This is a genomic window from Mangrovibacter phragmitis, assembly GCF_040429585.1.
Taxonomy (GTDB): Bacteria; Pseudomonadota; Gammaproteobacteria; order Enterobacterales; family Enterobacteriaceae; genus Mangrovibacter; species Mangrovibacter phragmitis.
This window is the reverse complement of the sequence record NZ_CP134782.1, coordinates 1669672-1683372: the sequence shown is the minus strand read 5'-3', so window position 1 is coordinate 1683372 and position 13701 is coordinate 1669672. Positions and strand designations below refer to the sequence as shown.

Here is a 13701-nt window from a genome sequence, read left to right as displayed (position 1 = left end):
TTTTATGGTCAAATTTCTTTAATTTGATTAATCAGGCTATGGCACAAAAATATTTTGTTGAACCTGTATGGTGTCAGCCTGTATAAATAGTTCGACTTAAGGAAGAGCCTACTCAATATCTCTGTTTGTGATTGGCTGGCAGTTTCGATGTCGAACTGCCAGTTTTTTTATTTAAAAAACACCCCATATTCCATTCTGTATTTTATAACCTAACGGAAATTTTTACACTGGCGGGTTTTCTCCATTCTTTCATTCTTTGTTCTGGCGCAACGCTGTAGTCGGTGTTATTACGTAAAATCCTTCATTTTTGATGAGGCATATTTGATGGAATCTGTTCATGGTCATGAAGTATTGAAGATGATGCTGGGGTCAGAAACAGCCTGGACTGCAGCAACGCTGGTAGCAGCAATCAAAGAAAAATTTGGCGAGCAGACTCGGTATCACACCTGTTCTGCCCGTGACCTTGATGCTGAAGCCCTGGTCGCTTTTCTGGCGCAGAAAGGGAAGTTCATTGATGAAGGGCAGGGCTTTACCACAAGCCCGGATAAAATTTGCCAGCATTAAGAATGCATTAACGCAAAACAAGGGATGGTCGCATACCTGTAAAACTACGATGCCCACAAGTATCATCTTACTGGCATCGTGTTATGCTATGAAGCAGGCTTGGGTATCCAGCGTGGCCAGTTCCTTATCAATGAATTACAACCCTTCACCGCTGTTGCCAACAAGGCGTAGTTTATCAATAACAGATTTAAATAGTTTCTCTTCCTCGGCCTGTTCAGCAACATACCATTGCAGGAAGTTAATATCGGATAATCCTGCGTGGTTATTGCCACAGACACCTGTTCATTATCGGTGGGACTGATAATGACTCATAAAATAAAAAAAGAATAAGATGCATTTATTTCCCGGTTGTGTGGGGAATAAATGGCATTTTTTCGCCAGGCAACCGCATAAGCGACCTGGCGTAAAGTTAAATAAAATGTGATAAATCTGCGATGAGGATTTGTGTAAACTCAGGGGATATTGGTAAGCAGGAGGCCTCATGAGTGAGACCAGGCGCGTATTAGTCATTGAAGATGACCCCCATATTGCCCGTTTGTTACAACTACATTTGCGCAACGCGGGCTATGAAACAACGCTCGCAACTGAAGGAGCGCGTGGCGTGCAGTTACTTAACCGCGGCGGCTGGGATGCGCTGATTCTTGATCTGATGCTACCTGAAATTGATGGCCTTGAGATTTGCCGCCAGGCACGGACTCAGGCACGCTATATGCCCATTATCATCGTCAGTGCCCGCTCAGGGGAAACTGAACGCATTCAGGGGCTGAATCTGGGGGCTGACGATTACGTGACTAAACCGTTTTCGGCGCCTGAATTGTTAGCCCGCCTTAATGCGCTGTTTCGCCGTCAGCAAGCCATGAGCGATACACTCAAACGCGACGCCGGGGTGTTGCATTTCTCCGGGCTTTCGGTGGACCCACTAAGCCGCCAGGCAACACAGCACGAACAGTTGCTGGATCTGACACCGCGTGAATTCGATTTGCTCTATTTCTTCGCCCGTCATCCTGGGGAAATTTTTTCCCGGCTGGATTTATTGATCCAGGTGTGGGGTTACCAGCATGAAGGTTATGAACACACGGTGAATACGCACATTAACCGCCTGCGTATTAAATTAGAAACTGACTCGTCACAACCACAGTTAATTGTCACTGTATGGGGGCAGGGATATAAGTTTCTGCCGCCAGGCAGTGAGGGTTGAGAATGACCCGGCTATTTGGCACGTTATCACGCAGGTTGGCTGCGCTATTTCTCTTATTATTAGTGTCCGGCGGCGCATTGCTGGCTGGTGTTCAGGTTTCGCTGACGCGTAACTACGGTAATGCAGTTGTTCAGCAGCTTTCTGCCGGGCTGGCACAACATCTGGTACGCCAGTATCCCCGCCTTGCGGATGAAGGTATGGCAGGGGAACAAACCCGGGCGCTGTTTAATAACCTGATGGCGGTTAACCCAAATGTGGAGTTATACCTGATAGACCCCCAGGGGATGATCATTAACGATGCCGCACCACCCGGGCATCTTAAGCGCCAGAAAGTGTCTGTTGAGCCGGTAACTGCTTTTTTGCATGGCGACCCGTTCCCGGTTTATGGTGATGATCCCCGTCAACTACACGGGAAAAAAGTATTCAGTGCAGCCCCTTTTATTACCCAGGGTAAAGTTCGCGGGTATGTCTACGTTATCCTGCAAGGAGAGCATTACAGCGCACTGCATGCCATGGCCTGGCAGCATAATATTGGTGTCATGGTTGCAGCTTCTCTGGTGTTACTGCTTATTATGCTGCTGATTCTGGGGGGCGCGACTTATCATTGGGTTGCCAGGCCCGTCAGGGCGCTGGAGAGGCGGGTCAGGCAAATCAGTCTGGCGCAACCACGCGTTACACCGGCTGAAGAACCTGATACCCGTAGTATGGCGCAGGAACTGGTAAGCCTGTGGCAAGGGGTCACGCTGATGGAGGCGAAAATTGCCAGTCAGTGGGCTGAGCTTGCCCAGGAGACCCAGGAACGTCGGGCATTTTTGGCAACGGTCTCTCATGATTTACGCACACCGCTTACCGCCATCCACGGTTATATTGAATCCATCCTGTTGCTGAGTGACAACCTTTCGGATGAAGAGAAACGTCAGTATCTGGAAATCGCGTTGTCAGAAAGCCGCAAAGTGAGCCAAATGGCGCAGTCGTTGTTTGAGCTGGCTCGCCTGGAGTACGGCGTGATAACACCGGATAAAACGCCGTTCTCTCTGGAAGATCTGGTACAGGATGTGATGCAAAAAATGACGCTGGCGGCGCAAACACGTAACCAGCGTTTGCAGGTTGAGCCACTTGCCGGGCTGCCAGTGGTCTGTGCGGATATGGGCATGATTGAACGTGTGCTGACGAACCTGCTGGATAACGCGATTCGCCATACGCCGGAGAGGAGCACAATTGCAGTCCGCGCCTGGCTGTCATCAGAAAATGTTACGATTGAGGTTGCTGACAACGGGCCAGGTATACCGTCAGAGAAACGTAGTCAGTTGTTTACCCGCCCGGCATTGCTGAAAGGGGAAAGCTTGTCCCGGGGCGGGTTGGGGTTGATGGTGGTTCACCAAATTCTGCAGTTGCATGGTAGCCGGATTGAGCTGGTTCCCTGCCCGGGAGCCTGCTTCCGCTTTACGCTACCTTTGGCAACGCAAAGCCAGCCGGGGGCATTAACTGCGCCAGAAGGTGCGTGAAAACAAGATAAGAACCGGGTAGATTTCCAGGCGGCCAAGCAGCATTGCAGCGCACATCAAATATTTTGCGCCCTCTGACAGCCCGCCGAACCCGCTGGCCGTCGCTCCAAAACCCAGGCCCATGTTGTTGATACAGGCGGCGACGGTCGCAAATGAAGTGAGCAAGTCGTAGCCCATTAAATTCAGTAACCAGATGAACAGACAGGTACAGGCCACGTAGAGAAAAAAGAAACTCCCCACAGAGCGAACAACCCGGTCGCTCATTACGGTTTTTCCTACTTTAATGCTGATTAGCGCGCGCGGATGGGCAAGTTGGTGTAATTCATGGCGGCTCTGGCGGAGTAAAATCAGCAGGCGCATCATTTTCAGCCCGCCACAGGTAGAGCCGACACATCCGCCAAAAAAGCTGGCACAGAGTAGTAACACGATTGTGTGCGTGGGCCAGTGGGCATAATCCCCGGTAGCCAGACCATTATCTGTAAGCATTGAACTGGTGAGGAAAAAGGCATGAACCAGCGAGTCTCCTGGTGAGTACATCCCGGCCCGCCAGACTTCGAAGGCCACGATGGTGACCAGAATAGCGGCAACAGTAAAGTAAAAACGCAATTCAGGGTTACGGCGAAAAGGCTGAATACTGCGGCGTATTATGGCAACAAAGTAGAGGGTGAAATTGATTCCTGACAGTAGTGAGAAAACCCCGGCCACCAGTTCGACTGTCTGGTTGTCAAAAAAACCAATACTTTCACTACGGGTAGAAAACCCTCCCAGCGAGACGGTCGATAAGCCATGGCACAGTGCGTCAAACCACGGCATCCCGGCAAACATGTAGGCAATGGTGCAGGCCAGCCCAAGCAGCAAATAGGTAAACCACAGATTACGTGATGTATCGGCGAGCCTTGGTGTCAGCCGTTCTTCTTTAAATGGGCCGGGCATTTCCGACTGGTAAAGTTTCATTCCCCCAATACCCAGTAAAGGCAGTACAGCAACAGCCAGTACGATAACGCCCAGGCCACCAATGAAATTCAACTGGGCGCGATAATACAGTATGGAACGGGGTAACAGACTGACATTATTGAATATCGATGCACCCGTGGTTGTTATTCCGGAAACACCTTCAAACAATGCGTCAGCAAGACTGATATGCAGACTGTCGTTAAGCCATAAAGGCATGGCGCTGATGACCGAAAACAGTAACCAGAACAGGACGATGATAATGAAGCCATCCTGTGTTTTAAGTTGTACATTTTCCTGGCGCGTGGTAACCCAACAAAAACCACCCAGCACGGAAAAACAGACAAAAGTGATTAAAAATGCAAACAGGCTGCGGTCTTTATCAATCAGGGCCAGCAGCATGGGAGGGATCATCGAAAGACTATAAAGGAGAACCAGAAAACCACATAAATGAACGACAATTTTAGTGCGTGATGAGATTTGCATAGCTGCGTCATGCCATAAAACAGCGCGTCATTCGGAAAGGAAAGCCAATAACGCTGACAATAAAGAATGCGGAATATAACACAAATCTGCTCCTCAACATGCTATTGTGGTGCGTCTGCTCATCAAATCAACAACCTGCATCAGGCACTGTCTTGTCTTTGTTGTGGTAATAACGCCAGCGCCTGTTTCACGGGAACGGGTTTGCTGAAGTAATAGCCTTGCATAAAATGGACGCCAAGCTTAGCCAACTGCGCGGCTTGTTCAGGCGTTTCCACACCTTCAGCAACCACCTGAAAATTAAGCCCGTGGGCAATGGTCATTACCGCGGCAACAATCGATTGACCTTTCTCGAAGATGTTAGCTACAAAGGCGCGGTCGATTTTTACGTAATCAATATTGAGGTTCTGAATCACGGAAAGACTGGAGTAGCCCGTGCCAAAATCATCAATAGAAATTTTCACTCCCAACAGGTGTAGACGGCTGATTGTTTCTTTCACACCATGTTGCGCCTGGTGAAAGAACGTTTCTGTCACTTCCAGGTGCAGTCGCCAGGGCGCTATATTATGTTTATTAAGCAATTGTTCCACATTGGTGACAAAATGTGGATCCTGTATTTGGATAACGGAAACATTGACTGACAGACTGGCGGTGGCGTGAGGTATTACGGTCAATATTTGGCAGGCCTGCTCCAGCACCCAATAGCCGACAGGGACAATCAATCCACTTTGCTCCGCCAGCGGAATGAATTCCGCCGGAGAAATGTTTTCGCCATTGTGCTTCCAGCGTAGTAACACCTCAAAGCCAGCAATACGCTGGCTGTCTGCGCTGACAATAGGCTGTAATGCCAGGCTCAGGGACCCGACCGCCAGTGCTGAGCGCAACGCTTCAAGTAACGCTGTGCGGCGCAGCAGGTTGTGCTCCAGTGACTTGTTGTAGAACGCGATACGTTCATGGACGTGATCTTGTTGCGCGTACATCGCAATATCGGCCAGTTGAATCAACTTGTTTATGTTATCGCCATGCTCTGGGCAGACGGCAATACCAATGGTTGAACGAGGGGTAATCTGTTGTTCATTAACGCGGTATGGCATGCTAAACCGCACCAGCATAGCGTCAGCTATCCAGTATAATTCGCCGGGGTCGGTCAGCGCAGTGGCAAAGATAAATTCATTGCCGCCCCAACGACAAAACCAGGTATTGTCATCGGAAAATTCGCGTAAGCGGTCACTGAATTTGCGCAGGAGCGCATCGCCGTATGTATGTCCGAGGGTATCGTTAATTTGTTTAAAACTATCCAGTTCAATAAAAAAAACACTATAACCATCAATACGCTGCTGGTGGAACAGTGCCGTCAACTGGTTTGCCTGCTCCAGAAAAGTTGAGCGGTTATACAGACCTGTTAATGGGTCCATCCTTGAAAGTTTGTATAAATCCTGAGTGCGCTGGCGCACCAGGTCTTCCATATGTTCCAGCATGGTCTGGTTTTTGTATTTGAGAAAAATTGCGTTGCGAATATAACGGGAGACTGTAAGCGCTGAAAACACCATTGCCAGCGTGAAGAAAATACCAAGGAACCCAAGGTGAGTTTTATAACTGTCTGAAAACATCAACAGAATCAGTGAGCAGGGAAGTAACATTATGCAGGAGTACAAGGTCGCCAGCAATGGATGGCCCGAGAGTATGCAGGTTGCCCCCGCTGCCATGGCGGATAAAATAATCACCAGACAGGTAAATTCTTCCGAGCTGAAGCTTTGGTAGAAGCACAGACTGTAAGCAGACCAGACGGTTGCAGTAATTAAGGCGCCAATACTGAAGCGCCGGTGGTAACGCCCTTCACCTTGTTGATCTGCCGGAAGATGACGCCAGATAAAAATACCAATACAGCGTAAACCCAAAATAACCAGCATCACGGTAAGCCAGGTGATTTTTCCCGCGCGGTTTTCTGGCGTAAGAAAACTCAGTGTCAGCGTAAGGGCTGCCAACCCGCTAATTGCCAGCCCGTTAAAGGCATTGCCATAAAGGAGCTTATTCCTTTCTAGTAAGTAGAATTTCTGGCGTTCATTATCTTCATTCATGTCGTCATCCGGGCCGTAATGCGGCTTGTAACATAATGATTTTTTTAATGTCATCAGACCTGAAAAACGACTTCCCTGGACAGGTTTAAGTATAGATGCCGTGCGTAAAGTGTGGCTGATAAGGTCCACAATTTAAAAGAACACACTGCTTTAGTGCTTCCGTGCTATCCCCGGGTAAACCGGATAACATTCAGAAAATGTGACTAATGCGGGTTATAACGGTGCTTAGCCACGGAGCGGTGCCCACTACCTGGTGACGGGAAGCGGGTATTCTCTCTTAATAGCCTGCTGTATTACTCTGAATCAATTGTCCCTGGCATAACCAGGATGTTGTTACTTGTTCATTCAGGCACTCAGACGCACTGGTTGTCGTACAGGTGGTTATTGGGTTACCGAATGACTGCGCTGTGGCATAACCCCATGCCTGGCAGGCCCTGTTCGCGTTATTCTGCGCCATGTACTGATCTACCCGAGCGTTTTGCAGTGGCGGCAGGTCATAGGCCAGGCGGACAACTCCACTGGTGCGGTCACCGCCGACAAATTCAGGTGTCTTCGTTATGGTACAACCCGCTACCAACCCACATAAAACCGCTAAAATTATTGTTCTCATGCCGAGTGCCTGTGACAAATAAAAAAGATTGTAGGTGACTGGCAGTCGGGGCAATCGACTGAATAAAGGGGAAAAGGGCTCTGCCAGTGAGTTATTACTCAATATGTGATGGCTGTGGAGCAGGCATCAGGGCGTTGTGCCTTGCCTGATGAACAGGTTAAAGCAGGTGTTTTCCGTGAGTGATAGGGCAGGCAACATGACAGTCTGTTCTGCGTAAATGGCTTGCATTACCGGTATCATGGAAGTAAATTGTGAACCAGATTGTAATTTTTAAAACAATATTTTATTAAATTTGAAAGTATGTTCATGGAGTGGTATTGTTAACTCATCAAGTCGCAAATCTGGTGGGTTAACCACGCTACGATTCAGGAGAGAATAGAATGAAAGTTGCACTGATGATGGAAAACAGTCAGGCAAGCAAGAATGCCGTCGTCCTTAACGAGTTGAACGCGGTTGCTGATGAAAAAGGTCTGTCAGTTTTCAACGTGGGCATGAGCGATGAACAAGACCACCACCTGACCTATATTCATTTAGGTATTATGGCAAGCCTGCTGTTGAACTCAAAAGCGGTTGATTTCGTTGTGACGGGGTGTGGCACAGGCCAGGGCGCATTGATGTCGCTGAACATTCACCCGGGAGTGGTTTGCGGTTACTGTATTGATCCGGCAGATGCTTTCTTGTTTGCCCAGATCAACAATGGTAACGCGCTTTCTTTACCTTTCGCTAAAGGCTTTGGGTGGGGTGCTGAACTGAATGTGCGCTTTATTTTTGAAAAAGCGTTCACTGGCCGTAAAGGTGAAGGTTACCCACCAGAGCGTAAAGAGCCACAAGTGCGTAACGCTGGTATTCTCAACCAGGTGAAAGGTGCTTTAGTAAAAGATTACCTGGAAGGTTTACGCGCAGTGGATCCTGAACTGGTTAAAACAGCGGTGTCTGGCGAACGTTTCCAGAAATGTTTCTTTGAGCATTGCCAGGATAAAGAAATTGAAGCGTTTGTTCGTGAACTCCTTGGCTAAGTAACAATACGATGATTTCGCAGGCCAGCTTATGCTGGCTTTTTTCATGCCTCAAACAATCATTCGAAGCCGCGTGGTTATGCAGTTGTGCCTGGTATTGAGTACGGCTTGCTACCTGATAAAAAGCTATACCTTGTCATATGCTCTCTGTTAGCGATTTTCATGGTTCAGTACCGTCACAATAATATTGCATAGTGTAGTTTGAGGTTTTTTGTGATGCGCATCACAAATCAGTTGATTTTTGTGATGGTGGTCATATTATATGTGCGGATAGAGCAACACCTGCATAACATATATGAGGTTTGACCATGAAGCTGCGTCTGCGTCGCATTCTGAAAAGCATGTTTGAAAACTACTGCAAAACATTCAAAGACGTCCCGCCGGGCGCAATGTTTTGATAAAAAGAACCTGCTCCATCATGAAGCAGGTTTTTTTATGCCCGGCTTGCATCACAGGGTACGAATGGCGTGATGAAACAGCCGACGTAGCGGCGAATGCAGAGCCAGTAGTATTTGCCTTATCTTTACTGAGCAATTTGCTTTTACCCCAGCAATTCTCATAAGGGTAGCCGACCCTCTGTTCAATTACCCGGAGGGCTTCCGGGCTGATATCTTCAAGTTTCCCGCCTGCTAAACCCGGCGAACGTAGCTGGGTTATGTTGTAATACGCAATAAAGAAATAAAAATACCGCCATTCCACTCACTTGTTAGCGAACTGCTTCAACTAAATACCGACATTATCCTGCCATCACACGGATTTCTCCTGCTGAACTACCGTTTTGACCCGTATCCCGGTACCATATGCGCTTTTACGAGGAAAAAATAATGTCTGGCTCCTTTAGCAAAGAAGATGAACTGGTTTCTGATGTGGTTGCATGCCAGTTAGTGATTAAACAAATACTGGATGTCATTGATGTTATCGCTCCTGTGGAAGTTCGGGAAAAAATGGCAACGCAACTTCGTTCTATTGACTTTGCTGGTCACCCCTCAGCTGATCCGGTTACATTGCGTGCGGTACAAAAAGCCATTGCATTGATTGAACTTAAGTTTTCCCGCTCAACCGATGCGCACTAAAGCCCTGGGTTATAAGGGGTGTTCTGCTGGCAGGTTGTATTGAAAATGACCAACCCCGGGGAGAGGTTTGGGGTTGGCCTGATGGAATTAAGTGAGGGTGTCCTGCACTGCTGCTTATGGCATTTTACATATCATGCATCATGCCGTTGCAGCCTTAGCCAGAATATGGTCGGTTTGCATGAGGCACATTCCCGATGCATCAGCTTCGCGCACCATCGCGAGCATTTTCACTAACACTGCACCGTTTTTACGCTGGATTTTTTCAACTTCCTGCAAGAATAACAGCGTGGACATATCATTGATGCTTACTGCTTCATCCTGCAATTGAACCAGGTTTTCGGCACGGAAACGGTAGTCATTTAACATTTTTTCAAACAACACTGCCAGTGAGTTGCAACCGGGTTTTAACCCACTAGGTATTGGTTGCACTACCGGATTTCCTCCCATTTTTTTCAAATGATCGAAAAAACGCATCATCAGTGTTACCGTCCCCTGCGCCTGGGTTCTCAGGAAGTGCGCAGTATCGTTCAGTTCGTGCTCAATGCACCATGCACTTAATTGCAGGTAAAGGTTAGATGAGTAAAACTCACGGTTCATTTGTACATTCAACTTCGAAACAATATCAGTTACGGCCATAACAATATCCTTATTTTCTGGAAACCTGTGATTTTGCTAATTCACGAAGAAACTGAATAAATGCTGCAGGCTTATCATCAGCTGAATCTATTTTTTACGGCATTATTTTAAACATCATCGCCTGAGCAATGGCATAACAGTTCACTGTACCATCGCCCTCAACATAACTGGATAATGCATATCAGCAGTTATTCCTTGTTTAACTCTTCTTAGCATACAGCCATATTTAAAATAAGGATACTCTCAATGTGAGTTTTTACGATTAATTACTTTATTTACTCGGTGTACTATTCGCGGGCTAATAAGTGAGTGTGTTGTTGTAATGCAAGTGTGCTTTGTGTTGTATCGTATTGATAATAATTAGTTTATTTCTTTCTGGTTGCTGATATTTTCTGATTATTTGAGTAGGCTATTACTTGTTGTTTGTTTATTATTAAAGTGTTTTAGCCACCGTAATAAATAAATTAACTCTGGTTAACATTATTATCCTGTATGCGTCTGTGCCATGCCGCAGTGTTTTGCTTATAAAACAGAATGGAAATTCGCGCGGTAAAATATAATGTGCTGAAAAGCTTTTCTCTGTATCAATGATAATTTTTTGTAAAAATTTAATTAATTATTATGAGAAATATCTTGCAGATGATTGTGCGCGTTCTTGTGGTCAATATATGCAAACCTAATCTGAAGCAAGGAACAGATTAGGTTTGCTATTGAGTAACACGTAACAGGGATTTCGTTGCTGAGCATATGGATTTTTCTGCTCAGCATGTTCTTATTTGTCATACATATTGACGTTTTTTTATGCCTTTATTTGCTGAATCTATGTACAGAATTACTAAAATTCAGCTGTGTGATTTTGCTCTCTTATGGATTTTTAATTTCCCGCTAAAACTATTTTGCGTTATCAGCGTTTCGGGCTAAAAAACTTTGTTTCGCTGTTACCGTTTGAAAAAAAGAACATTTTCTGTTCACAACCCTGCACACAAGAAAATAAATGCTGGAGTTTACCATGCACAAATTTACTAAAGCGCTGGCGGCAATTGGCCTTGCTGCAGTTATGTCACAATCCGCTATGGCGGAAAATCTGAAACTGGGTTTTTTGGTAAAACAGCCGGAAGAACCCTGGTTCCAGACTGAGTGGCGTTTTGCTGACAAGGCAGGCAAGGATCTTGGCTTTGAAGTGATTAAAATTGCCGTGCCAGATGGTGAGAAAACACTGAATGCTATTGACAGCCTGGCGGCAAATGGCGCGAAAGGTTTTGTTATTTGTACCCCTGATCCAAAACTGGGCCCTGCCATTGTGGCAAAAGCTCGCGGCTACGGTATGAAAGTGATTGCTGTGGATGACCAGTTTGTGAATGCCAAAGGTAAACCGATGACTTCTGTTCCATTGGTTATGATGGCGGCAACCAAAATTGGTGAGCGCCAGGGGCAGGAATTGTACAAAGAGATGCAGAAACGTGGCTGGGATGTCAGTAAAACTGGGGTGATGGCTATCACTGCTAATGAACTTGACACTGCCCGGCGCAGAACTACTGGCTCAATGGATGCACTGAAAGCAGCGGGTTTCCCTGCTAAACAAATTTACCAGGTGCCAACAAAATCTAATGATATCCCGGGGGCTTTTGATGCCGGTAACTCATTATTAGTGCAGCACCCGGAAGTTAAACACTGGCTGATTGTCGGGATGAACGACAATACAGTACTTGGCGGCGTGCGGGCAACTGAAGGCCAGGGGTTCAAAGCGAAGGACGTAATTGGTATCGGTATCAACGGGGTGGATGCAGTTAACGAACTGTCTAAAGCAGAAGCAACCGGCTTCTATGGCTCCCTGCTTCCCAGCCCGGATGTGCATGGTTATAAATCCAGCCAAATGCTTTACAACTGGGTTACCAAAGGCGTTGAACCACCGAAATTTACCGAAGTCACCGATGTTGTGTTGATAACGCGTGACAACTTCAAAGAAGAACTGGCTAAAAAAGGCCTGGGCGGCAAGTAATCGTTCCAGGTAGATAACGGGCGTGCAGAACGCCCGTTTACCGGGGAAGGTTTGGAGGCTATATGCAACAACAAACACCGTATCTCTCGTTCCGTGGTATTGGAAAGACGTTTCCGGGCGTAAAAGCGCTGCAGGATATCAGCTTTGACTGTTATAGCGGACAGGTGCACGCGCTGATGGGAGAGAACGGCGCAGGGAAATCCACATTATTAAAAATTCTGAGTGGTAATTATGCGCCGACAACCGGCTCTATTACCTTAAAAGGTCAGGAAGTTTCATTTGCCAATACGGTCGCGGCGCTGGACGCGGGCGTTGCTATCATATATCAGGAACTCCATTTAGTGCCGGAAATGAGTGTGGCTGAGAATATTTATCTCGGTCAGATTCCGCATAAAGGCGGCATTGTTAACCGGTCGCTCCTCAATTATGAAGCGCGTTTGCAACTGGAGCATCTCGGCCTGGATGTTGACCCTGAAACGCCACTTAAATATTTATCAATAGGCCAGTGGCAAATGGTGGAAATCGCTAAAGCGCTGGCACGCAATGCCCGGGTTATTGCGTTTGATGAGCCAACCAGTTCTCTGTCTGCGCGTGAAATCGAAAATCTGTTCCGCGTTATTCGTGAATTGCGTGAAGAAGGCCGGGTCATTTTGTATGTTTCTCACCGCATGGAAGAGATTTTTGCACTAAGTGACGCTATCACTGTGTTTAAAGACGGGCGGTATGTCTGTACTTTTGATGATATGCAGAAAGTGGACCATGATGCACTCGTTCAGGCGATGGTAGGCCGTGATATTGGCGATATCTACGGCTGGAAACCCAGACCGTATGGCGAAGCCCGCCTGACACTTAATAATGTCAAAGCGCCAGGCGTTCGCAAACCGGTGGATTTAACGGTGAGAAGTGGAGAAATTGTAGGTTTGTTTGGCCTGGTGGGTGCCGGGCGTAGCGAGCTGATGAAAGGGCTGTTTGGTGGTACACGTATTACCGGCGGGGAAGTGTTGATTGATGGCAACCCGGTCACGATTCGTGAACCTTCAGATGCCATAAAAGCAGGCATGATGCTGTGCCCTGAAGACCGCAAAGCAGACGGTATTATTGCTGTGCATTCGGTGCAGGAGAACATCAATATCAGTGCACGGCGTAAGCATATCAGTATTGGCTGCCTTATCAATAAACTCTGGGAAAGTGAAAATGCGGGCCACCATATTCGTGCGCTCAATATCAAAACTCCCGGGGCTGATCAATTGATCATGAATCTATCCGGTGGAAATCAGCAAAAGGCCATCCTTGGCCGCTGGTTATCGGAGGAGATGAAAGTGATTCTGCTTGATGAACCGACCCGTGGGATTGATGTCGGCGCAAAACATGAAATCTACAACGTTATCTATACCCTGGCATCTCAGGGGGTGGCGGTGTTGTTTGCATCGAGTGACCTGCCTGAAGTCCTGGGCGTTGCAGACCGCATTATCGTGATGTGTGAGGGCGAGATTGCGGGTGAGTTAACACATGATGGGGCGACGGAAAAGCAGGCACTGAGCCTTGCTATGCCGAAAGCCAGCCAGGCCGTTGCCTAATTGAGGAGTCT

12 protein-coding genes and 1 pseudogene are annotated in these 13701 nt (G+C 47.2%); 8 read left to right on the top strand and 5 right to left on the bottom strand.

Annotated elements, in window-relative coordinates; genetic code table 11:
• Positions 1–324: 324 nt before the first annotated feature.
• A complete protein-coding gene (locus MPHASIOC01_RS07970; RefSeq protein ID WP_353614306.1) occupies positions 325–564 on the top strand; it encodes a YecH family metal-binding protein in 240 nt (79 codons plus the stop codon).
• 135 nt (positions 565–699) lie between these two features.
• Here MPHASIOC01_RS07970 and MPHASIOC01_RS07965 read toward each other — a convergent pair.
• Positions 700–833 (bottom strand): annotated as a pseudogene (locus MPHASIOC01_RS07965) (ferritin); the annotation flags it as partial.
• Positions 834–1045: 212 nt separating this feature from the next.
• Between MPHASIOC01_RS07965 and MPHASIOC01_RS07960 the strand changes: the two are divergent.
• Both MPHASIOC01_RS07960 and MPHASIOC01_RS07955 read left to right on the top strand, forming a co-directional pair.
• A complete protein-coding gene (locus tag MPHASIOC01_RS07960) occupies positions 1046–1762 on the top strand; it encodes a response regulator transcription factor (protein ID WP_064594264.1) in 717 nt (238 codons plus the stop codon).
• A gap of 2 nt (positions 1763–1764) precedes the next feature.
• Positions 1765–3267: an ATP-binding protein gene (locus tag MPHASIOC01_RS07955; RefSeq protein WP_064594262.1), complete on the top strand. Its 1503-nt coding sequence runs from the start codon at positions 1765–1767 to the stop codon at positions 3265–3267.
• Here MPHASIOC01_RS07955 and MPHASIOC01_RS07950 read toward each other — a convergent pair.
• From MPHASIOC01_RS07950 to yecR, 3 genes are all read right to left on the bottom strand, one after another.
• On the bottom strand, positions 3244–4704 hold the full coding sequence (locus tag MPHASIOC01_RS07950; RefSeq protein ID WP_064594259.1) for a TrkH family potassium uptake protein: 1461 nt from the start codon (positions 4702–4704) through the stop codon (positions 3244–3246). The two genes, MPHASIOC01_RS07955 and MPHASIOC01_RS07950, sit on opposite strands and share 24 nt — an antisense overlap.
• A gap of 140 nt (positions 4705–4844) precedes the next feature.
• Positions 4845–6779, bottom strand: coding sequence for a bifunctional diguanylate cyclase/phosphodiesterase (locus MPHASIOC01_RS07945; protein WP_353614305.1), 1935 nt, complete (start codon positions 6777–6779; stop codon positions 4845–4847).
• Between the two features lie 277 nt (positions 6780–7056).
• Positions 7057–7389 carry a YecR family lipoprotein gene (gene yecR, locus MPHASIOC01_RS07940; protein WP_064594258.1) on the bottom strand — a complete coding sequence of 111 codons (333 nt, stop codon included), beginning with the start codon at positions 7387–7389 and terminating at the stop codon, positions 7057–7059.
• Positions 7390–7769: 380 nt separating this feature from the next.
• On the opposite strand from yecR, the gene MPHASIOC01_RS07935 reads away from it, so the two are divergent.
• The 3 genes from MPHASIOC01_RS07935 (at position 7770) to MPHASIOC01_RS07925 (ending at position 9478) form a co-directional block, all read left to right on the top strand.
• Complete coding sequence (locus MPHASIOC01_RS07935) at positions 7770–8405, top strand: RpiB/LacA/LacB family sugar-phosphate isomerase (protein WP_064594256.1); 636 nt, start codon at positions 7770–7772, stop codon at positions 8403–8405.
• 314 nt (positions 8406–8719) lie between these two features.
• Positions 8720–8803: a stress response protein AzuC gene (gene azuC / locus MPHASIOC01_RS07930; protein ID WP_156518996.1), complete on the top strand. Its 84-nt coding sequence runs from the start codon at positions 8720–8722 to the stop codon at positions 8801–8803.
• A gap of 426 nt (positions 8804–9229) precedes the next feature.
• The gene (locus MPHASIOC01_RS07925; protein ID WP_064594251.1) at positions 9230–9478 is read left to right on the top strand and encodes a DUF2766 family protein; all 249 of its coding nucleotides are present in this window, start codon (positions 9230–9232) and stop codon (positions 9476–9478) included.
• 138 nt (positions 9479–9616) lie between these two features.
• Here the strand turns inward: MPHASIOC01_RS07925 and MPHASIOC01_RS07920 are convergent, their stop codons facing one another.
• The gene (locus tag MPHASIOC01_RS07920) at positions 9617–10114 is read right to left on the bottom strand and encodes a non-heme ferritin-like protein (protein WP_064594248.1); all 498 of its coding nucleotides are present in this window, start codon (positions 10112–10114) and stop codon (positions 9617–9619) included.
• A 1009-nt stretch (positions 10115–11123) separates the two neighbouring features.
• Here MPHASIOC01_RS07920 and MPHASIOC01_RS07915 point away from each other — a divergent pair.
• Complete coding sequence (locus MPHASIOC01_RS07915; protein WP_064594246.1) at positions 11124–12113, top strand: arabinose ABC transporter substrate-binding protein; 990 nt, start codon at positions 11124–11126, stop codon at positions 12111–12113.
• 62 nt (positions 12114–12175) lie between these two features.
• Positions 12176–13690, top strand: a complete 1515-nt coding sequence (araG, locus tag MPHASIOC01_RS07910) for an L-arabinose ABC transporter ATP-binding protein AraG (protein WP_064594244.1) — start codon at positions 12176–12178, stop codon at positions 13688–13690.
• The last annotated feature ends 11 nt before the right edge of the window (positions 13691–13701 follow it).